Source organism: Caldichromatium japonicum, assembly GCF_011290485.1.
Taxonomy (GTDB): Bacteria; Pseudomonadota; Gammaproteobacteria; order Chromatiales; family Chromatiaceae; genus Thermochromatium; species Thermochromatium japonicum.
On the sequence record NZ_CP048029.1, the window covers coordinates 131,351 to 150,593 of the forward strand.

Genomic DNA, 19,243 nt, shown 5'->3' on the forward strand with positions numbered 1-19,243 from the left:
GATGGATCACGCAACCGCGCACCTGTCTGGCTCATCGGCGATCGACGAGGAAGAAAAGCGCCGCCTGCGCTGGAGCTGTCGGCGCGGGTTGCTTGAGCTCGAACATCTGCTTGGTGGCTTTCTCGATACGGGCTTTGAGCGCCTGTCTCCTGCCGAACGACAGGCCTTCACCGCCTTGCTCGCCGAGGACGATCAGCGGTTGAACGACTGGTTCTTCGGGCGCAGCCTGCCTTGCGATCCTCAACGGCGGGCGCTGATTGCGCGCATCCTCGCCGAGGTCTCGGTTCTGCCCCCGCCTGCAGACCCCTAGACGATGGATCGCCCCACTGATCCACCCCTGATCCTCGAGCCCCGTCCCTCGCGTCTCCTCTTGCTCTTTGCCTGTCTCACTCATCTCCTGGCGGCGGCGGTGAGCCTTGCACTGCCGCTCGGCGGCTGGCAAATGGCCCTGGTGGTGCTCTTGAGCCTTGGTAAGACACTCTGGGCGGACGTCCTGCGCCGCGCCCCCTGGTCGATCCGCGCGGCGACCTGGAACGCCGACGGTACCTGGAGCTTAAGGCTCGCCGATGGGCGGATGCTTGCAGCCCAGCTTGCGCCCGCGAGTTTCATCGGCCTGCACTGGGTCTCACTGGTCTTTATCACAGGGCGCCGGCGGCGCACCCTGGTCCTGACCGCCGACGTCCTGGAGGTTGACACCCTACGCCGCCTGCGTCAGCGTTTGCGCCTCCGTTGTGGTATGAGGTAAGGGGTATAAGCGATGCGGGTTCTGCTTGTGGGTGGTGCCGGCTATCTCGGCAGCCATGTCTGTGTAGAGCTCTTGCAGTCGGGGTGCCAGGTCCTGGTGCTCGACAATCTAAGCCGCGGGCAGGAGGAGCTCTTGCGCCGGGCGGGCGAGATCACCCATCAGGGGCTGGGGTTCTTCGAGGGCGATCTGCGCGAGCGCGAGACCCTGGACCTGATCTTCGGCCAAGGGCGGTTCGATGCCGTGATCCTGTGCACGGGTCTAGACGCGATCGCCGATGCACTCGCCCAGCCGTTGGCGCACTATGGCAACGCCCTGCAGGGGCTCTTGACCCTCTGCGAGGCGATGGCGGCCTGGGGGGTGCGCACCCTGATCCTGACCTCATCAGCGACGGTCTATGGCGAGGCGGGGGGGCCGCTCCGCGAGGATCGCGCACCCCAACCGATCCATCCCCAAGGCCGCTGCGCCTGGTTTGGCGAGATGATCCTTAAAGACCTTCAGCGCGCCGACCCGAGTTGGCGCATCGCGCTCCTCAGAATCTTCAACCCTGCAGGCGCCCACCCGAGCGGGTACATCGGCGAGGACCCCAAGGCGACGAGCCTTATCGCTCAGATCGCCCAGGTGGCCCTCGGCCGGCGTGAGCGGCTGTTGATCTTGGGGAACGATTATCCCACCCCCGACGGCACCGCGGTGCGCGACTATGTCCATGTCCAGGACCTCGCGCGCGCCTATCGTCTGAGCCTAGAGCGGCTCCAGTCAGGTGAGGGGATGATCTGTTGCAACCTGGGGAGGGGGCGGGGTTATAGCGTGCTTGAGGTAATCACGGCCTTTACCCGGGTAACGGGTTGCGCGATCCCTTATGACTATGCCGCAAGGCGTACAGGCGACGTCGCTTGCTGTGTCGCTGACTCCACCCAGGCGCGGCTCGTACTCGGCTGGGTGCCGCAGGCCGACCTCGACCGGATGATCGCTGATGCCTGGCGCTGGTGGATGCAAAATCCAGATGAATTGGGGTAGGTTAAGCACCGCGTATCCTGCTTCATGTGGGTAGTTTTACATTCAGATTGCGCTCCCCCCGTAGGGTTTTGTAATGCGCGCTGATCACGAAAATCTTTGGGAGCTTCACTATACAATGTCGATCAAATCAGACCGCTGGATCCAGCGTATGGCTATCGAGCACCGGATGATCGAGCCCTTTGAGCCCAATCAGGTCCGTGAGACCAAGAAGGGGCGGGTGATCTCCTACGGCACCTCGAGCTATGGCTATGATGTGCGCTGCGCCGATGAGTTTAAGATCTTCACCAATATCAATTCGGTGATCGTCGATCCCAAGGCCTTTGATCCGAATAGCTTTGTGGATCTCAAGGCCGATGTCTGTATCATCCCACCCAATTCATTTGCCCTGGCGCATACGGTGGAATATTTCCGCATCCCGCGCAATGTGCTCTGCATCTGCATGGGTAAATCGACCTTTGCCCGCTGCGGGATCATCGTCAATGTGACCCCCTTGGAGCCTGAATGGGAGGGGCATATTACCTTGGAGATTTCCAATACCACCCCGCTTCCTGCTAAAGTCTATGCCCATGAGGGCATCGCTCAGATCCTGTTCTTGGAATCCGATGAGGTCTGTGAAGTCTCGTATAAGGATCGCGGAGGTAAATATCAGGGGCAGCGGGGGGTAACCTTACCGCGGCCCTGAGGAAACGCTCGGTAAATCCTGCCCCTCATTCCGGTGCAAGCTGCAATCCACTGGATACTGGCTGTCGGCGGTGTCATGGGCATCGACCGGCGTTTCCTTCCTGTATTTTGCTGTCCGTCTGCTGGTGCGCATCCAGTGGCGAGCGCAGGATTGGCATATCCTAAAGGGCCCTTGGAGGGGGATGCGGGCATTTTGCCCGCACCCCCGCTCAATAACCGCCCTTACGCTTGACCGCCGGCAGGCCCGCGATCTTGGTCCCCTGTTTGGTCGGGGCTAAGGGGAAGAGCTGATAGAGGTCCTTACTGGTGAGCTTGGTCCCCCAGACCTCGCTCATGTGTTTTAGGACCACCCGTTCCATTGGCTGGTTTTGGTTGTGGTTGATATATTCGTCGCGCAGGTAGTTGATCACGTCCCAATGTTTGTCGGTCAATTCGATCCCTTCGATCTCGGCGAGCTTGCGCGCGACGTCTTCATCCCAGTCTAGATAGTTCACCAGATAGCCATTTTCAGTGGTTTCGATCGTCCGACCATTGACCTCGATGGCCATACGTACAACTCCTCGTCTGTCGTTGGCAGTTGATTGATGAAGGGCTGTTGGGCGCAAAGCGAACCCAACCTAGAGCAAAACCGCCACGATCGCCCCCGTCAGCAAGGTGGCGAGCGTGCCGGCGAGGATCGATTTCAATCCCAAGGCGACGATCTCGGGGCGACGCTCGGGGGCGAGCGCCCCCAGCCCGCCGATCAAGATCCCCAGACTCCCGAGATTGGCAAAACCGCACAGTGCATAGATCAGGATGATCCGGCTGCGCTCGCTCAAGACCTCTGGGCCCAGCTTGGCGAGCTCCAGATAGGCGACCAGCTCGTTGAGGACGGTCTTGATCCCCATGAGCGCACCGGCGATCTTGGCCTCGGACCAGGGGATGCCGATCAGCCACATGACCGGCGCGATCACCCAGCCAAGCAGACGCTGTGCCGTCACTGGCTCGCCGCCCACTGCTGGCAAGAGGCCCAATGCCTGGTTGACCAGGCTGACCAAGGTCACCATGACAATCAGCATGGCGATGATATTGAGCCACAGCGGGATCGCCTCAAGGGTGCCGCGCGCGATGGCATCCATGGCGCTGTGTGCCGTGCGTTCGATGCGTGCAAGGGGTTCAGGCGCCTGTCCTTGGGGTTCGGGGATGAGGATGCCGGCGATGACCAGGGCCCCAGGCGCATTGATCAGGGAGGCGGTCAGGATATGGCCCAGGGCATCGGGGACGCTGTCCTTGAGCAGGCTGGCATAGAGCACCATCACGGTGCCGGCGATGGTTGCCATGCCGCAGGCCATGACCCCGAAGAGGGCAGCGCGCGAGAGATGAGGCACATAAGGGCGGATCAACAGCGGCGCCTCGGTCATGCCGACGAAGACATTGGCGGCGGCTGCCAGTCCCAGGGGTCCACCCGTCCCCAGGGTGTGGCGCAGCAGCCAGGCGAAGGCGCGCACGATGACCGGCAGGACCCGCCAATGGAACAACAGGGCCGAGAGGGCGCTGATCACCAGGATCAGGGGCAGGGCGCGGAAGGCCAAGACAAAGCTGTTGTGCGGATAGCGGGTCTCGAAGGGTGCAGCCCCGCCGCCCAGATAGCCGAACACCAGCTCGGTACCCGCCTGGGTCGCGGTCTGGAGGGCGAGCACTGCTTGGTTGAGGATGAGAAAGGCGTCCTTGACCCCTGGGAGCTTGAGCAGCGTCAAGGCCAGGATGAATTGCAGCCCGATCCCCGCCAGCACCAGGCGCCAGCGCACGCCGCGGCGGTTTTCGCTCAATAGCCAGGCGACGGCCAGGAGAACGGCTAGCCCGAGTAGGGGTTGCAGGCTGGTCATTGGTGGATCGCCGGCGGTTCATGATGGGGCATGCCGGCAAGGAGCTGATGGATATCCACGGGGTCAAAGCGATACTGCCGGTTGCAAAACTCGCAGATGATCTCGACAGCCCCCTGTTCGGCGAGCACCGCTCGAACCTCATCGGCATCGAGCAGGCGAAGCATCTCGGCGATCCGGGTACGCGAGCAGCTACAGCGGAATGCAACCGGCTCGGGCTCAAACAGCCTTATCCTCTCTTCATGAAAGAGCCGGTGGAGCAGGGTCTCGGTGGGTAGCTTGATCAGCTCGGCAGGCGTGAGGGTAGCGCTGAGAAGCCCCAAGCGCTGCCAGTCCTCATCGCTCGCCCCGCCCTCGGGTAGGCGCTGCAAGAGCAATCCAGCAGCGCGTTCGGCAGTGGCGGCAAGCCAGAAACGGGTGGGGATCTGTTCGGAATGGGCGAAATAATGGGCAAGGGATTCGCTGAATCCTATCCCCAGCAGGGGCACCACGCCCTGGTAGGGCTGGCCGCGGCCCTGATCGATGGTGAGTACCAGGTGTCCGCTCCCGAACTGAGCCGCCAGGTCACCGCCAGCGGGGATCTCGCCCTCCCAGCGCGCCAAGCCGCGCAGGGTGCAGGCGTGGGTGGACTGGGCGACCAGGGTGCGGATGGGACCCGAGCCCTGGACCTGGAGGATCAAGGAGCCATTGAACTTGATGGTGGCCGCGAGCAAGGCAACCGCCGCCAGCGCCTCGCCCAGACGTTCGGCCACTGGTCCAGGATAGGGATGGATCTGTTGGACTGCGCGCCAGCTTGCATCCAGATGCACCAGATTGCCGCGGATGCCCGCCTGTTCAAACACGAATCGCGCCAGGATGTCCGAATCGTTCATCATCGAACCTCATGCAAGGGTCGCCAAGAATGTATCGACCGCCGGTTCCAGGGCCAATGCGCCGTCTAGGACCGCCGGTTCGAAATCGCGCCGCCATAAGGGCATCAACAACCGCGCTTGCCGCCATTCTTCGAACAGGATGCGCGCGATGGGACCGCCCTGGTCGATGAACCCGAGGTCCCAGAAATCGCGCTCGGCCTGGGTGCGGTCATAGGCAAAGCGCCGGATCTCCCATTGCCAGGCACCGCGGCTAAAGCTGAGCTGGGCCAGGCTTCCGCGCGGATCGCCATCGAAGGGCGAGCCGACCGAGCCGACATTGAGGATGGGAAGCCCGTCGAGCACCCGCGCCAAGGGGCGATGGGTATGAGCGGTGACGAAGAGCGCCAGGTCAGGCGGCAGGGTCCCGCGCAGCGTCTCGTCCGGCAGATCGGCGGTGATCCCCTCGCGATTGCTGAGCATGGTGCCGTGCGTGACATGTACCCAGCTCTGCTCAGTGGCGGCATGGAAACACAGATGATCCGGCCAGCCTTGCAGGGCATCGAGCCGCGGTTGGATCTGTTGATAGGTCCAGTCGGCGAAACGGCGCATCTCGGCCTCGAGCCCATTGCGGGGCGGCTCGCGTCCACAGCGCTGGACCCAAACCTCGTGATTGCCGCGGACCGGCAACCAGCCGTGCGCGCCTCGCAGGGTGTCGAAGCGTTCGAGACAGGCCAGGCTGCTAGGTCCGCGATTGATCAGATCGCCGGCCATGATCACCAGGTCCGGGCCCCAGCCGAGGATCAACTCGATGGCTGCCTCAAACGCTGGCAGATTGCCCTGGACATCTGAAAAGACGATGACCTTCATGGGCCATCCGCAGGCGGTGCATCGAGCCGAGCGCGCACTGACTCGATCTTGCTGGTCAATCGGCCCGGAGGTCCCTCGCGGATGTCGAACTTGGCCACGGCATAGACCCGTTTGGCGCCCATGTCGGCTAGGATCGTTTGGGCCCGCTCGATCAGGGCAAGGGCTTCGGGGAGGGTCTCGGTCTCCACTTGAGTGCCCATCGGCGAGAGATGATGGGGAAGGCCGGTCTCCTGGATCATCGCGATCACAGGTGCGACAAAGCGGCTGAGGCTGACGCCCTGATCGAGGGGAAAGAGGCTTAGGTCAAGGATCACGGACATGGATCGGGCTCCAAGCGACCGCGCCGCCCAAACCCACGGCCCTCAGGCTGATTCCAGTCGTCATGTGAGGCCGGGCGCACGCCATGCAGGGGTGTATAGAGGATAACATGAGAGCCCACCAAGACCGGGCGCACACCCCAAGGCATCCCGAGCTGGGGGCAGGGTGCTGCCTGGATCGATACCAAGGGGTAGCGAATGATCCAGTAAGACCCGGCTGCGCCCGGCCCCAAGACCGCCTTAGACGCTCAAGTCTTCTGCGGCCTCCTTGAGGTCGCGCAGCTGCCCGTTGATCTCGAATGCCAGGCGGCCATCGCGCATCAGGAGACGCACCCGTCCGCCGTTGACCAGCTCGCCGAACAAGAGCTCACTGGCCAGCGGCCTTTTGATGTGCTGCTGGATGACCCGCGCCATGGGGCGGGCGCCCATCTTGGGGTCATAGCCGGTATCGGCAAGCCACTGCCGGACGTCCTGATCGACCAGGAGTGCCACCTTTTTCTCTTCGAGCTGCTGTTCGAGCTCGAAGATGAACTTGTTGACGACATTCAGGATGGTCTCAGGGCTTAAGGGTTTGAATTGGACGACGGCATCGAGCCGGTTGCGAAACTCAGGTGTGAAATAACGCTTAAGCGCCTCTAGACCATCGGTCGAGTGATCCTGTTCAGTAAAGCCGATCGAGCGGCGCGAGATCTCCTCGGCCCCGGCATTGGTGGTCATGACCAGGACCACATTGCGGAAATCGGCCTTGCGCCCGTTGTTGTCGGTGAGCGTCCCATGATCCATGACCTGTAAGAGCAGGTTGAAGACATCCGGATGCGCCTTTTCGATCTCATCGAGCAGGAGCACCGCATGCGTGTGTTTATTGATCGCCTCGGTGAGCAGCCCGCCCTGATCGAAACCCACATAGCCGGGCGGTGCGCCGATCAGACGCGAGACCGTATGACGCTCCATGTATTCGGACATGTCGAAGCGCAGAAGCTCCATCCCCAGGATCCGGGCGAGCTGGCGGGTGACCTCGGTCTTGCCCACGCCGGTCGGTCCGGTAAACAGGAAGGAGCCGATGGGCTTTTCGAGATGCCCCAAGCCCGCCCGGTTCATGCGGATGGCGGAGGTCAAGACCTCGATCGCCTCGTCCTGGCCAAAGACCACCATCTTGAGGTCGCGATCGAGGTTTTTGAGCGCCTCGGCATCCGACAGCGAGACCCGCTTGGGCGGGATGCGGGCAATCTTAGCGACGATCGCCTCGACGTCGGCGATATCGATGCGCTTTTTGCGCTTGGAGGCAGGCAGGAGCTGAACGGCGGCGCCGGCCTCATCGATGACGTCGATCGCCTTGTCGGGCAGATGCCGGTCATTGATATAGCGGGCCGAGAGCTCAGCTGCCGCGCGCAGCGCCGGCTGTGTATAACTGACCTGATGATGCAATTCGAAGCGGGATTTCAGACCCTTGAGGATCTCGATGGTCTCTTCGACCGAGGGCTCCTCGATGTCGATCTTCTGGAAGCGGCGGGCGAGCGCCCGGTCCTTTTCAAAGATCCCGCGGTATTCCTGATAGGTGGTCGAGCCGATGCATCTAAGTTCGCCCGAAGCCAAGACTGGCTTGATCAGGTTGGAGGCGTCCATGACACCGCCCGAGGCGGCGCCTGCGCCGATCAGGGTATGGATCTCGTCGATGAACAGGATGGCATTGGGTTGGCGCTTGAGCTGGGCGAGCACAGATTTCAGGCGTTTTTCAAAATCGCCGCGATACTTGGTCCCCGCCACCAGACCGCCGAGATCCAGGGCATAGATCACGGCATTGGCCAAGACCTCTGGGACCTCGTCATCGACGATCTTTTTCGCCAGCCCCTCGGCGATCGCCGTCTTGCCAACCCCTGCCTCACCGACGAACAACGGATTATTTTTGCGCCGCCGGCACAGGATCTGGATGGTACGCTCGATCTCGCGCGTGCGTCCGATCAGCGGGTCGATACGACCGATGCGCGCCAGCTCATTGAGATTGGTGGCAAAGCTCTCCAGCGGACTGGTATTTTCCCGCTCCTCAGCGCGCGCCTCATCTTGTTCCGCCGCGGGGTTCTCCTCGGGTTGGTTTTCGCCTGGGACCTTGGAGATCCCATGCGAGATGTAATTCACGACATCTAGGCGGGTGATGTCCTGCTGATGCAAGAAATAGACTGCCTGTGAATCCTGTTCGCTGAAGATGGCGACCAAGAGATTGGCGCCGGTGACCTCCTTTTTGCCCGCCGATTGCACATGGAAAACGGCGCGCTGGAGGACGCGCTGAAACCCTAGGGTCGGCTGCGTATCCCGGTCCTCATTGGGCGGGATGCGCGGTGTGGTCTCGTCGATGAAGGCTGTGATCTCGCGCCGCAGCCGCTCGGAATCGGCACCGCAGGCCCGCAGCACCCGCGCAGCACTGGGATCGCTGAGCAGCGATAGGAGCATATGCTCTACGGTGATGTACTCGTGATGCTTGGCGCGTGCCTCGCGGAAGGCCCGGTTTAAGGTGTATTCGAGTTCTTTGCTCAGCATCGGCCTGTACCCAGGGTTGATTAAACGACGGGCGGATTGTGCGATAACTTGCGATCCTAGGCCTCTTCCATGGTACAGAGCAGGGGATGCTGGTGGCCGCGCGCATAGTCGTTGACCTGCGCCACCTTCGTCTCCGCGATCTCTTTGGTAAAGACACCGCAGACCCCAACCCCCCGGGTGTGCACATGCAGCATGACCTGGGTCGCCCGTTCCCGGCTCATCCCAAAAAAGGTCTCAAGGACCTCGACGACGAAATCCATGGGGGTGTAGTCATCATTCAACAAAAACACCTTATAAAAAGGCGGGCGGCGCAGCTTGGGACGTGCCTCCTGCACCCCCAGACCCGATTCGCGCTCCTCGCCGAGTCGCCGATTGCTCATGATGCCAAACTCTCATCAAGATAAAAGCCACGCTTGACGGCGCATGCACGTTGAACCCACCCCTTAGTCCCGACCTATGCGATAGCGCTGACCGGCTAGGAGAAGATGGGGCCGCGCAGTTGGGTTAAACAATGCACATTTGCTCATAGAAATCAAGTCACTATACTAGGCCTGCGTCGTTTCGGGCCTGGCTGGCAGAAACGGCGTCATTCATGACAATGACAAACCGCTCGTTGCATGAGCGGGTGTGACCTAACCAACCAAAAGGGGTATCTCATCAGAGGAGTCGCACGATGGTGACGGGAGTGGTGAAGTGGTTTAACAATGCCAAGGGCTATGGGTTCGTGCAACCCGATGGTCTGGATGAAGACGTCTTCGTCCATTTCTCGGCGATCGAGATGGAGGGCTATAAGACCTTGCGCGAAGGGCAAAAGGTCGAGTTCGAGCTCAGTGAAGGGCCCAAGGGTCTACATGCCGTCCATGTCCATCGGCTGACTGACTCTATACCTGCGCGTTGAATCCACGCCCCGCGTCCTTGCTGGGCGCGGGTCTTATGACGGCATCTGGGCAATCACCGCCGATCCAAATTCCGAACAACTCAGCTTAGTTGCCCCCTCCATGAGCCGATGCAGGTCATAGGTCACGGTTTTGGCGGCGATGGCCCCCTCCATACCCTGAATGATCAGATCAGCGGCCTCGACCCAACCCAGGTGACGCAGCATCATTTCGGCAGACAGGATCAATGACCCGGGATTGACCTGGTCCTTGCCGGCATATTTCGGTGCCGTGCCGTGGGTGGCCTCAAACATCGCCACGGTATCCGAGAGATTGGCACCCGGTGCCATGCCGATCCCCCCCACCTGGGCGGCCAGTGCATCCGAGATATAGTCGCCGTTGAGGTTGAGGGTGGCGATCACATCATAGTCCTTGGGGCGCAGTAGGATCTGCTGCAAGAAGGCATCGGCGATGGCGTCCTTGATGACGATCTCGCGCCCGGTCTTGGGATTCTTGAAGGCGCACCAAGGACTGCCGTCGATCTCGGTCGCCCCAAACTCGCGTTTGGCCAGGGCATAGCCCCAGTCGCGGAAGGCCCCCTCGGTGAACTTCATGATGTTGCCCTTATGCACCAGGGTCACCGAGGCGCGATCATTGTCGATGGCATACTGGATCGCCTTGCGCACCAGGCGCTCGGTTCCCTCTTGCGAGACCGGCTTCACCCCAATGCCGGAGGTTTGGGGGAAACGGATCTTGGTTACCCCCATCTCGCGCTGCAAAAAGTCGATGACCTTGCGTGCCCCCTCTGAGCCTGCCGGCCATTCGATCCCGGCATAGATGTCTTCGGAGTTTTCGCGAAAGATCACCATGTCGGTATGCTCGGGCTCCTTCAGTGGGCTCGGCGTTCCCTTGAAGTAGCGCACTGGCCTGAGACAGACATAGAGATCCAGCTCCTGGCGCAGGGTGACATTGAGCGAGCGGATCCCGCCGCCGACCGGGGTGGTAAGCGGTCCCTTGATCGAGGCCAGGAAGCGCTTGACGGCATCCAGTGTCTCATCGGGCAGCCAGACATCCGGGCCATAGACGCGGGTCGCCTTTTCCCCAGCATAGACCTCCATCCACTGGATCTGGCGCTGGCCGTCGTAGGCCTTCTCGACCGCGGCATCGACCACGCGGCGCATGACAGGGGTGATGTCGATGCCGATGCCGTCGCCCTCGATGAAAGGGATGATCGGGCGGTCTGGGACCGCAAGCGAGCCGTCTGCAGCGACCTGGATGGGTTCTCCTTGGGTTGGGACCTGGATCTTGGCGTAGTGCATCGATAACTCTCCGTTCAATCCAAAGGCTTCATGCTATCACCCGAGATGAGGGTCGAGTATGCAGCGCCTATCCCACTCGGCTATTTGGTCGCGAGCAGACGTCCCGCCCCCCAGATCAGGGCGATGACGGGTAACCCCGCAAGCGCGGTAAAAACAAAGAAGGCCGGATACCCCAGCCCATCGACCATGGCGCCGGTATAGCCGCCGATGAGCTTGGGGATGAAGGTCATCAGCGAGCTGAAGATGGCATATTGCATCGCGGTAAACGAGACATTGGTCAGGCTGGACAAAAAGGCGACAAAGGCAGCGCCGGCGAGCCCCCCCGCCAGATTGTCCGCGCCCACGGCGAGATATAACAACCCAAGCTCCGGGCCCATCTGGGCCAGGGCGATGAAGATCAAATTGGTCGCTGCCGACAGGATCGCGCCGGCCATCAGGATCCGCCAGACTCCATAGCGCGCAGCCAGGATCCCCCCCAATACCCCGCCGGCGATCCCGACGAAGACCCCGAAGGTCTTGACCGCGGTCGCGATCTGCGGCTTGCTGAACCCCAGATCTTGATAAAAGACATTGGCGATGACGCCAAGCAAGATGTCCGAGATGCGATACAGTCCGATCAAGGCCAAGAGCAGCAGGGCAGTTTTGAGGCCATAGCGCCTAAAGAAATCCAAGACCGGCGCGATCCAGATGCGCTTGAGCATAGATCGCTCGGCCACCCCCACTCGCACCAAGAGCCAGGCAGCCAAAAGCGCGCTGCTCAAACCGGCAAGCAGGCGCAACCCCTCAAAGGCGACACCGACCAGCCATGGGACAGCGAAGGCGGGCCTGATCCCATCGAGCAATATCCCGCCACCCCAAAATCCGCTGGCAAAGGCGGCGATCGCTGCCCCAAAGATCAGCACCAACCGCAAGTGCTCGCGCACACCTTGGGAGACGAGGCCCTGGGAGACCTCGGGTTCGCGGATGACCAGGGTCGTCGTAACCACACCGATGCCCATCAGCCCGGCCATGATCAGATAGGTCAGACGCCAGGCTGGATAGCTGTAGGCATTGAGCTCTGAGCCAAAGGCCGCGGCCAGGAAAAGGGCACCGGCACCCGAGACCAGCATCCCCACCCGGTATCCCGCGATATAGCTCGAGGACATCAGCGCCTGCAGCCTGGGCGGTGCCGATTCGATCCGATAGGCATCGATGGCGATGTCTTGGGTCGCGGCAGAAAAGCCGAGCAGCACGGAGCCGATCGCCATCCTGAGCAAGTGGCCCTCCCCGGCGGCGGGATCGGTGAGCGCCATCAGCACGATCGCGGCAATGATCGCGATCTGGGCGGTCAGCAGCCACGCCCGCCGCCGCCCCAGGCGCGCGCTGAGATAGGGCAGGGGCAGGGTATCGATCAGGGGCGCCCAGACAAACTTAAACGAATACCCAAGCGCTGCCCAACTGAACAGGGTGATTGCACTGCGCTCGATCCCCGCCTCGCGCAGCCACAGCGACAGCGAGGAAAAGATCAACAGAAAGGGCAGCCCCGCGGAAAAGCCGAGCAGGAATATGCCGACGAGACGCCAGTCGAGCAGCTCGCCCCACCAGCACCCTGGCACCAGGGTCGCCCTCTGGGCCCTGACGCCCTCAGTCATGGACCTGCTGGGGGGGAGTGGTCAGGGGAACGATCTTGACCGTCTTCACCCCGCTGTCCGCCGTCTGGACGACCTCTAGGGCATGATCCCCCACCCGAATGCTGGTCCCCGGCTCAGGGATGGTCTCGAGATACTCCAGAAGCCAGCCGTTGAGCGTCTTGGGTCCATCGGTCGGCAGATCGAGATGGAGGGCGCGATTGAGCTCGCGCACGCTGATCGCCGCATCGACCAGGGCGCTCCCATCCTCGGCGCGATGGATCTCAGAGATGCGATCAGCGGGATCGGTTGTAAACTCACCGACGATCTCCTCCAAGAGATCGGTCATAGTGATCAGCCCCTGGATGTCGCCGTATTCATCAACCACTAGACCGATCTGTTGGCGCGCCCGCTGAAAATTGAGCATCTGCTGATAGAGCCTGGTCCCCTCGGGGACGAAATAGGGCTCGCGGGCGATGGCGCGCAGCGCCTCCTTGTTCAGTCCATGGTTCAACAAGACATGTAAGGCATTGCGGGCATGGAGGAGGCCGATGACATTATCGATGCTGCCCTCATAGAGCGGCAGGCGGGTATAGCTAGTCAGCCGCAGGGTTTGGATGATCTCATCCTCGCTGTCCTCGAGATTGATCCCCTCGATCTCATGGCGGGGGATCATGATGTCCTCGACGGTCGCGTTTTCGAGATCCAGGATGGCGAGCAGCATCGAGCGGCTGCGTTCGGGGATCATCGCCCCCGCCTCACTGACGACGGTGCGCAGCTCCTCGCGGCTGAGGTCGGTCGGCGGGGCACCCTGGTGGATCACCCCTGCCAGACGTAAGAGGCTGTTGGCGAAGAGATTGACCAGCCAGACGATCGGATAGAGCAGCTTTAATAGGGGGGTATAGACATAGGCCGCGGCAAAGGCCAGGCGCTCGGGGTGCAGCGTGGCATAGGTCTTGGGTGCGACCTCGGAAAAGATCAGGATCACGAGCGTCAGGAGGCCGGCAGCGATCCCGATCACTGCCTCGCCGCCAACCTCAATGGCGATCACCGTCGCCAGCGACGAGGCCATGATATTGACAAAGTTATTGCCGAGCAGGATCAGACCGATCAACCGGTCGGGGCGCTCGATCAGGCGTTGGGCGAGATGGGCCCCACGATGTCCGCGCTCGGCGAGATGTTTCAACCGATAGCGGTTGAAGGTGAGGAGCGCGGTCTCTGAGCCCGAAAAAAAACCCGAGAGGGCGATCAGGACCAGGAGGGCGAGTAAAGGGCCAGCGAGCGAAGATTCGTTCACGGAGGATCCGACGCATGGCCTTGCGGCCGATGGGCCATTCTAGTGATGGGTTGGCATGGCCCACAAGTGGCTTTTGCCCGAGTGCCGGTTTGCAACTTTGCGACTGAGACACGGACCGTCTGTTTCATGTCTCCTGGGAAGCTTGCAAAACGCTTGCTTTGTAGGGCCGGTGTCGCCCCCAGCATTCCGGCGTAACCCGGGACCAGTCCATGCCAGCCCGAGCCAACACCGTGATTCCAGTATCGGCAACTCATTTCAACCCCAGGCAGTACGCATGAGCGCCAGGAGATCGCGTCTCGCCAACACCCCCGTGCAGTCGCGCCAATCCTTCTCTGATGGCGTTGTCGTTGCTGTATAACGCAGGTCAAACCCCGTTACCCGCTTCTGGGCATCGATGCACTCGTCTAGCTTCTCGCCGAGCGTCTCGATGTCCTCGATCCACTCGTCCTTGATGGTATCGGGCAGCGAGCCGAATAGGTCGTAGCGGTCCTTCATCCGCTCGGACAGCCGTTCGTAGATCGAACGGCCAGGTTGAGCATATCCACCGTCTCGCGCCGCTGGCCGAAGCGCTTGATACGGCCGATGCGCTGCTCCAGGCGCGTCGGGTTCCAGGGCAGATCCACGTTGATCAAGGTGCCCAGGATTTGCAGGTCGAGGCCCTCGCACGCGGCATCGGTGGCGACCATGATCCGGATCTGGTGCTCAGCCACCATGCGCTTGAGTGTTTCGCGTTCGACGGTCACGCTGTCGCCGCGCTGATAAAGGCGACTGCGACCGGCGCCGGCGTACAGGCCAACCGCTTCATCCGGATAGCGAGCCGCCAGCGAGTCGGCCAGCCACTTCGCCGTGTCGTGGTACTGGCTGAAGATGATGACGCCCAAGTCCAGCCACTTCTCTTTGTCGAGGAAATGGACGACGGCCTCCATCTTCGGGTCGGCATCCAGCCGTTCCAGCCGGTCGATCAGACGTTGCAGCGCCTCCCGCTCCTCGCCCGTCTCGACCTTGAGGTCGGCTTCATGCTCTTCGTCTTCCTCATGCACGGCTTCGCCTTGCAGCAAGCGCCGCGCGGTTGCCAAGCCAGCATGGATGCTGGAGCAGATCCGCTGCTCCAGCAGGTTCTTCATGAAGCCGCTGCCCTTGCCGCGCTTGGCCAGCGCCTTGCCAAAAGCACGGGCCTCGCCATAAGCCTGGCGAAAGTGCTCCGAGGTGCGCAGTGTTTTGCCTTCGAACAGCACGTCGAAGGCGCGTTGCTCCGTAACCCGTTCGCGGTCGGGATGGACGTCCACACCCACGGGCGTCAACAAGGGCTTGCCGTCTTTGTCCTTCGTCTCCTCGAGCTGCTGGCGCTTGCGCAGCACGACATGGCGCACCAATGGGTTCTCGCGCTGGAAAAATGTGGCTCCGGCGATGCGGCGTTCCAACTCCTCTTCCAGAATCTCCCGCGTCTCCTCGGTCAAGTCGGCGAGCGAACGGTTGGTCTGCCACTCGCCGTTCTGCAAGCCCAAGTCTTGCCGGATGGCGGAGAACAGCCAGCGAGCACGCGGCTCCTGGGTGGACTCCACCCGCGGCAGCGGCGAGCGCAACAGCTCCCAAGCCTGATCAAGTGAAGTGACCGCCACGCGCCCCGCAAGAATATCGAGCACGTCGTCAGGATGATGCCACGGGGAGAGGTCATGACCCAGCACGAAGCGCCCCGGGCCTTGATGCAAGATGCCCAGCAAATCCCACAGATCGGCGGGATTGGTCTGAATCGGCGTGGCCGTGCCCATCAGCACGTGATCGGCGCGCGCGGCGATCTCGCGCATGAAGGCCAACAGCTCGTTCGGCGTGCCGGCCTCCTTGCCGAAGCCCTGGCGCGTTCTGGCCTTGTGCGCTTCATCCAGAATGACCACGCCGAAGTGCATACCGAGCAGATGCTGCTTTTCCAGCGAGTCGCGCATCATCAGTCCGGTGGAGACGATGCCGATTCGCAGCGGGCAATGGGCAATCTGATCGCGGCCCGCAGGGGAAATGACTCGCTCTTCTGCGTTCAGCCAGACCTTGCCCACGGTGTCCCAACGCGCGGTGGGGATGCCGAGCTTGTCCAGCATCTCGGTTTGCCATTGCTCGGTCAGCGTGGCCGGGGCGAAGATCACCACCGGACGGCGCGGGCCATTGTCCTTGTCCGACAGCAGGCACAGCGTCAGCGCGGCGGTCGCCAGCGAGAGCGTCTTGCCCAGGCCCACCTCATCGCTCAGCAGCAGGCGCACGACGCCATAGAGCCTATGGTGGCGCAGGCATTCGGTCAGGAAGCCCTACTGCCACGGCTGGAGCTGCTGTCCCTCGCGATACAGCGGGGACTCGATCAGCGCCGCCGGCGCAAGGATCTCATCGTCCTCGATCTCGGCGAACTCGATTTCGCGCCTAAACCCTCGCCGATGCACTTCGCGGATTACGGCTTGGGGTAGCGGCTTGGCAGCGTTCCAGAGAAAGTCGAACTCCGCCTCGATCCACTCAACACCCTCCGGCGACTCGTCCTCCCACAGGATTTCGTAGTGGCGCTGCCAGCCGCTCTTCGTCTCGTTCATCGACCCGATGAAGCCCAGCCTGCGGCCGTCGCGAAGCGTAATCACGCCCGCCTTGCCATGCACGAAGCCGCAGATGTCGTCAGGCGCGACGCGCACCGCTGGCCCGTGCTTGGCGAGAAAGGCATCCAGACGCCGATAGCGTTCCCGGTTCAAGAGCGCCTCGGCCTCCAGGGCGCGCTCGCTCCAGCGGCCCAGCATCTTGCTCTCGCGCAGTTGCGCCACCTTGAGGTCATCCGGATGAATATCGACGTTGCAGACGATCTTGACCTCTGGGATATCTTCCAGCACCTCGCCCGCCACTTCGAACAGCGAGCTCGTGAAGTATCCGGCGATGCGCTTATAGCTTCTTGCGCCCTTCAGATACCGGAGCAGAAAGCTCGCATCCAGCCGATGGGTGCGGGAGGAGAAGCGGCGGAGGGTCATGGAATTGGCGCTTAGTTCAAAGGAAAGAAGACACCGCTGCCCTTCCAGCGCAAGCCGGAGCAGGGCAAGGCAGGCTGGGTATCGGGGTTCGCCGGTGCGACAGGGTATTTGGACGTCATGGAAGGTTTATACAAACCCATCATAGAGATCGCGCCAGGTCGGGTTGAGTTTTTCGATCAGCTCGATCTTCCACCGTCGTTTCCACTCCTTGATCGCCTTTTCGCGCGCGATTGCAGACCGCATGTCTTCGTGAGGTTCATACCAGACCAGGGTATGGACCTGGTAGCGTTTGGTAAAACCTTCCACGAGATCATGTTTGCGTTCCCACACCCGTTTAATGAGATTGGACGTCACGCCGGTATATAACGTGCCATTGCGACGGCTGGCCAGAATATAAACACAAGGACCCTTCATGTAGATTTTCCTGGATATTAGATTTGTCATTGGATTTGTATGCTCGACTTCCCTCGTCACCCCGGCGAAAGCCGGGGTCCAGCATTGTGCCGGCCCAGGCAAAGAACGTCCGGCCCTGGATTCCGGCTTGCGCCGGAATGACGAATGAGGCGCCGGAATGACGGCTTGGGGCTTCGGCTTGCACCGGAATGGCGAAAACCGGCTTACCATCGTAGCGGCCTAGATTAGAGACCAGCACCTCAATGGTCATTCTTCCTGGTCAATGGTCATTCTTCCTGGCTCACCTCACGTGGTTTGAGCTCGATGCCAACGATCTTGGCGAACTCTTTGAGTGCAAAGCCCGTGTCGAACTGTATGCCCTCGGTAATGGCGATGTTGACCAAGGCTTCGGGTTCGTTCAGCACTTCCCGAAGGCTGTTGACGACGCCTTCGATCATAGCGGCCGTCACCTCACGCTCCTGAAAGCGCACGGTGACGGTGTGTTCGCCTTCGCCGATTTCGATGCGCACCCCCTTGAAGCGTGTGCCCGGCTGATCGCGAAAACGGTTGATGACCCCGAACACTCGATCCGTCGTGTCCAGGGACACGCGTCTGCCTTGCAGGTGGGCCGGCTTGACATCGACGATCTGCACCGTCTTGTCGCCACTGGCGGGAATCTGGAAGTCCGCCGTCTTGGTAGCTTCGCCCGCGCGGGCGAACACCAGCAGGCGGCAACTTGCTGAACCGATCTCAAACGGCCCCTCGTAACGGGTGCCATCCTTGGGGTTAGAGCCATCCAGGGTATAGAAGAGATCGGCGCGCGGCGTGACGGCCAGGGTGACACGGCGCTTGTCAGCGGCTGGTTCGACCTGATGACGAATCTTGAGGTCGGCAAGCCAGCGTGTGGCCGCCGCGCTTTCGTGTTGCCCAGTGGTGTCCTTGACCCAGAAATACAGGGTGCCTTCGGTCGTGCTGAAGTTGTCCAGATCCTCGACCTTGTGATCCTTGTCGGACACATCAGGCTTGGTCGACCAATAGACGATTGGACTGTCACCTGCGTGGCGAGGCGTGAGGGCGAGAACCGTCTCACCGGTGTCTGGCTTGACGGTGACGACGGAGACGTTGACGGTGGCCTTATCTTTGGGGAATGGCCCTTTCTCGATGTAGCCGTCCTCGCCCAAGCGCCAGCGGCCTTGCTTCAGGGCTTCGGTCTTGAGGGCATCCAGCCCGCTCGCGCCCGGTATCCACGGCCAGATGGGCGAGCACTTGGCGCGGGTGGCGATGTCCTTCCAAGGCGTGCGGCGGTTGTCTTTGCCGGACGGCCATAGGTATTCCTCGGCCTGCGCGAAGTATTCGTCGAGGTTGTCCTTGGTAAGCTCGGCCACGAGTTTATAGTCGGCGCGCGGGCTGGACAGGACAGGAGCTTTTCGATCTGCACCTCGGCAGACTGGTCGCCCTGGCCGAGTCTTAGCCATTGGTCGATGGTCACCCCAGCCAGCACGTCACGACCGTCCACCGGGTCGTTGGCAGGAAAGTAGAGGCGGTTGTAGGCCGCCGACAGCGCCTTACTGAACCGATCCTCGGCTTCCTCGAGGCGGTCGCGGGCTTCCTCGAACAAGGTGTCGCCGGGCTTGAGACGCTTGTGAATCTGCTCGATGGCGTACAAGCTCGCGCAACCGCTCCTCCACTGCATCGGCCAGCAGGCTGTCTTGGCCCGTCAGCACCAGAAAGTTGTTCTTCTCCTGCTGGTAGTCGAAGAAGTTCTGCAATTCGCTGGGCGGCACCTTGCCATCGGGTTTGATGACGATCAGCGTCCTGGGACCTCCGAGCTTCAGTTCATCGAGCTTGGGCAGGACTTGCACATCCTGGTATGCAATCTTGCGAACCGGATCG

Annotated in this window: 21 protein-coding genes; 5 read left to right on the top strand and 16 right to left on the bottom strand. The window is 61.6% G+C overall.

Annotated features, from left to right (window positions below):
* The first annotated feature begins 1 nt into the window (after window position 1).
* The 4 genes from GWK36_RS00605 (at window position 2) to dcd (ending at window position 2,441) form a co-directional block, all read left to right on the top strand.
* The gene (locus GWK36_RS00605; RefSeq protein ID WP_166269189.1) at window positions 2–310 is read left to right on the top strand and encodes an FAD assembly factor SdhE; all 309 of its coding nucleotides are present in this window, start codon (window positions 2–4) and stop codon (window positions 308–310) included.
* A 3-nt stretch (window positions 311–313) separates the two neighbouring features.
* On the top strand, window positions 314–745 hold the full coding sequence (locus tag GWK36_RS00610) for a protein YgfX (RefSeq protein ID WP_166269191.1): 432 nt from the start codon (window positions 314–316) through the stop codon (window positions 743–745).
* Between the two features lie 12 nt (window positions 746–757).
* A complete protein-coding gene (galE, locus tag GWK36_RS00615) occupies window positions 758–1,759 on the top strand; it encodes a UDP-glucose 4-epimerase GalE (protein WP_166269193.1) in 1,002 nt (333 codons plus the stop codon).
* Window positions 1,760–1,874: 115 nt separating this feature from the next.
* On the top strand, window positions 1,875–2,441 hold the full coding sequence (gene dcd / locus GWK36_RS00620) for a dCTP deaminase (RefSeq protein WP_166269195.1): 567 nt from the start codon (window positions 1,875–1,877) through the stop codon (window positions 2,439–2,441).
* A gap of 208 nt (window positions 2,442–2,649) precedes the next feature.
* Here dcd and GWK36_RS00625 read toward each other — a convergent pair whose 3' ends face one another.
* The 7 genes from GWK36_RS00625 to clpS all read right to left on the bottom strand — a co-directional run bounded on the left by GWK36_RS00625 (window position 2,650) and on the right by clpS (window position 9,249).
* The gene (locus tag GWK36_RS00625) at window positions 2,650–2,988 is read right to left on the bottom strand and encodes a TusE/DsrC/DsvC family sulfur relay protein (protein WP_166269197.1); all 339 of its coding nucleotides are present in this window, start codon (window positions 2,986–2,988) and stop codon (window positions 2,650–2,652) included.
* A gap of 69 nt (window positions 2,989–3,057) precedes the next feature.
* On the bottom strand, window positions 3,058–4,305 hold the full coding sequence (locus tag GWK36_RS00630) for a NupC/NupG family nucleoside CNT transporter (RefSeq protein WP_166269199.1): 1,248 nt from the start codon (window positions 4,303–4,305) through the stop codon (window positions 3,058–3,060).
* Window positions 4,302–5,174, bottom strand: coding sequence for an Hsp33 family molecular chaperone HslO (gene hslO / locus GWK36_RS00635; RefSeq protein WP_166272278.1), 873 nt, complete (start codon window positions 5,172–5,174; stop codon window positions 4,302–4,304). The genes GWK36_RS00630 and hslO overlap by 4 nt, the downstream gene beginning before the upstream one ends.
* Window positions 5,175–5,183: 9 nt before the next feature.
* Window positions 5,184–6,020, bottom strand: a complete 837-nt coding sequence (locus tag GWK36_RS00640; protein WP_166269201.1) for a metallophosphoesterase family protein — start codon at window positions 6,018–6,020, stop codon at window positions 5,184–5,186.
* Complete coding sequence (locus GWK36_RS00645; RefSeq protein ID WP_166269202.1) at window positions 6,017–6,340, bottom strand: MTH1187 family thiamine-binding protein; 324 nt, start codon at window positions 6,338–6,340, stop codon at window positions 6,017–6,019. Before GWK36_RS00645 ends, GWK36_RS00640 begins: the two co-directional genes overlap by 4 nt.
* 237 nt (window positions 6,341–6,577) lie before the next feature.
* Window positions 6,578–8,869 carry an ATP-dependent Clp protease ATP-binding subunit ClpA gene (gene clpA / locus GWK36_RS00650; protein ID WP_166269204.1) on the bottom strand — a complete coding sequence of 764 codons (2,292 nt, stop codon included), beginning with the start codon at window positions 8,867–8,869 and terminating at the stop codon, window positions 6,578–6,580.
* 56 nt (window positions 8,870–8,925) lie between these two features.
* Entirely contained in the window at window positions 8,926–9,249 is a 324-nt protein-coding gene (gene clpS / locus GWK36_RS00655; RefSeq protein WP_166269206.1) for an ATP-dependent Clp protease adapter ClpS, read from the bottom strand.
* Between the two features lie 293 nt (window positions 9,250–9,542).
* Here clpS and GWK36_RS00660 point away from each other — a divergent pair, with 293 nt between their 5' ends.
* The gene (locus tag GWK36_RS00660) at window positions 9,543–9,767 is read left to right on the top strand and encodes a cold-shock protein (RefSeq protein ID WP_166269208.1); all 225 of its coding nucleotides are present in this window, start codon (window positions 9,543–9,545) and stop codon (window positions 9,765–9,767) included.
* A gap of 33 nt (window positions 9,768–9,800) precedes the next feature.
* On the opposite strand, the gene icd is transcribed toward GWK36_RS00660, so the two are convergent.
* From icd to GWK36_RS14645, 9 genes are all read right to left on the bottom strand, one after another.
* Window positions 9,801–11,063 (bottom strand): NADP-dependent isocitrate dehydrogenase, encoded by a 1,263-nt coding sequence (icd, locus tag GWK36_RS00665; protein ID WP_166269210.1) that lies wholly within the window; start codon window positions 11,061–11,063, stop codon window positions 9,801–9,803.
* Between the two features lie 80 nt (window positions 11,064–11,143).
* Entirely contained in the window at window positions 11,144–12,694 is a 1,551-nt protein-coding gene (locus GWK36_RS00670) for an AmpG family muropeptide MFS transporter (RefSeq protein WP_166269211.1), read from the bottom strand.
* Complete coding sequence (locus GWK36_RS00675; protein ID WP_166269213.1) at window positions 12,687–13,967, bottom strand: HlyC/CorC family transporter; 1,281 nt, start codon at window positions 13,965–13,967, stop codon at window positions 12,687–12,689. The genes GWK36_RS00670 and GWK36_RS00675 overlap by 8 nt, the downstream gene beginning before the upstream one ends.
* 255 nt (window positions 13,968–14,222) lie before the next feature.
* The gene (locus tag GWK36_RS15140) at window positions 14,223–14,462 is read right to left on the bottom strand and encodes a hypothetical protein (RefSeq protein WP_246237604.1); all 240 of its coding nucleotides are present in this window, start codon (window positions 14,460–14,462) and stop codon (window positions 14,223–14,225) included.
* The gene (locus GWK36_RS15145) at window positions 14,459–16,216 is read right to left on the bottom strand and encodes a helicase-related protein (protein WP_246237605.1); all 1,758 of its coding nucleotides are present in this window, start codon (window positions 16,214–16,216) and stop codon (window positions 14,459–14,461) included. The genes GWK36_RS15140 and GWK36_RS15145 overlap by 4 nt, the downstream gene beginning before the upstream one ends.
* Window positions 16,217–16,261: 45 nt before the next feature.
* On the bottom strand, window positions 16,262–16,957 hold the full coding sequence (locus GWK36_RS15150) for a phospholipase D-like domain-containing protein (protein WP_246237606.1): 696 nt from the start codon (window positions 16,955–16,957) through the stop codon (window positions 16,262–16,264).
* Window positions 16,958–17,083: 126 nt separating this feature from the next.
* Complete coding sequence (locus GWK36_RS00685) at window positions 17,084–17,371, bottom strand: GIY-YIG nuclease family protein (RefSeq protein ID WP_210756806.1); 288 nt, start codon at window positions 17,369–17,371, stop codon at window positions 17,084–17,086.
* A gap of 266 nt (window positions 17,372–17,637) precedes the next feature.
* Entirely contained in the window at window positions 17,638–18,735 is a 1,098-nt protein-coding gene (locus GWK36_RS14640) for an FN3 associated domain-containing protein (protein ID WP_210756807.1), read from the bottom strand.
* Between the two features lie 180 nt (window positions 18,736–18,915).
* Window positions 18,916–19,212, bottom strand: coding sequence for a hypothetical protein (locus GWK36_RS14645; RefSeq protein ID WP_210756808.1), 297 nt, complete (start codon window positions 19,210–19,212; stop codon window positions 18,916–18,918).
* Window positions 19,213–19,243 lie beyond the last annotated feature (31 nt).

Excerpts from the sequence above, each read along its gene's own strand:
- galE (WP_166269193.1), top strand. The coding sequence starts at position 758 with ATGCGGGTTCTGCTTGTGGGTGGTGCCGGCTATCTCGGCAGCCATGTC.
- GWK36_RS00640 (WP_166269201.1), bottom strand. The coding sequence starts at position 6,020 with ATGAAGGTCATCGTCTTTTCAGATGTCCAGGGCAATCTGCCAGCGTTT.
- GWK36_RS00625 (WP_166269197.1), bottom strand. The coding sequence starts at position 2,988 with ATGGCCATCGAGGTCAATGGTCGGACGATCGAAACCACTGAAAATGGC.
- GWK36_RS00645 (WP_166269202.1), bottom strand. The coding sequence starts at position 6,340 with ATGTCCGTGATCCTTGACCTAAGCCTCTTTCCCCTCGATCAGGGCGTC.
- GWK36_RS00610 (WP_166269191.1), top strand. The coding sequence starts at position 314 with ATGGATCGCCCCACTGATCCACCCCTGATCCTCGAGCCCCGTCCCTCG.
- GWK36_RS00685 (WP_210756806.1), bottom strand. The coding sequence starts at position 17,371 with ATGAAGGGTCCTTGTGTTTATATTCTGGCCAGCCGTCGCAATGGCACG.
- GWK36_RS00630 (WP_166269199.1), bottom strand. The coding sequence starts at position 4,305 with ATGACCAGCCTGCAACCCCTACTCGGGCTAGCCGTTCTCCTGGCCGTC.
- hslO (WP_166272278.1), bottom strand. The coding sequence starts at position 5,174 with ATGAACGATTCGGACATCCTGGCGCGATTCGTGTTTGAACAGGCGGGC.
- GWK36_RS15150 (WP_246237606.1), bottom strand. The coding sequence starts at position 16,957 with ATGACCCTCCGCCGCTTCTCCTCCCGCACCCATCGGCTGGATGCGAGC.
- GWK36_RS15140 (WP_246237604.1), bottom strand. The coding sequence starts at position 14,462 with ATGAAGGACCGCTACGACCTATTCGGCTCGCTGCCCGATACCATCAAG.
- GWK36_RS00670 (WP_166269211.1), bottom strand. The coding sequence starts at position 12,694 with ATGACTGAGGGCGTCAGGGCCCAGAGGGCGACCCTGGTGCCAGGGTGC.
- icd (WP_166269210.1), bottom strand. The coding sequence starts at position 11,063 with ATGCACTACGCCAAGATCCAGGTCCCAACCCAAGGAGAACCCATCCAG.
- GWK36_RS00605 (WP_166269189.1), top strand. The coding sequence starts at position 2 with ATGGATCACGCAACCGCGCACCTGTCTGGCTCATCGGCGATCGACGAG.
- clpA (WP_166269204.1), bottom strand. The coding sequence starts at position 8,869 with ATGCTGAGCAAAGAACTCGAATACACCTTAAACCGGGCCTTCCGCGAG.
- GWK36_RS00660 (WP_166269208.1), top strand. The coding sequence starts at position 9,543 with ATGGTGACGGGAGTGGTGAAGTGGTTTAACAATGCCAAGGGCTATGGG.
- clpS (WP_166269206.1), bottom strand. The coding sequence starts at position 9,249 with ATGAGCAATCGGCGACTCGGCGAGGAGCGCGAATCGGGTCTGGGGGTG.
- dcd (WP_166269195.1), top strand. The coding sequence starts at position 1,875 with ATGTCGATCAAATCAGACCGCTGGATCCAGCGTATGGCTATCGAGCAC.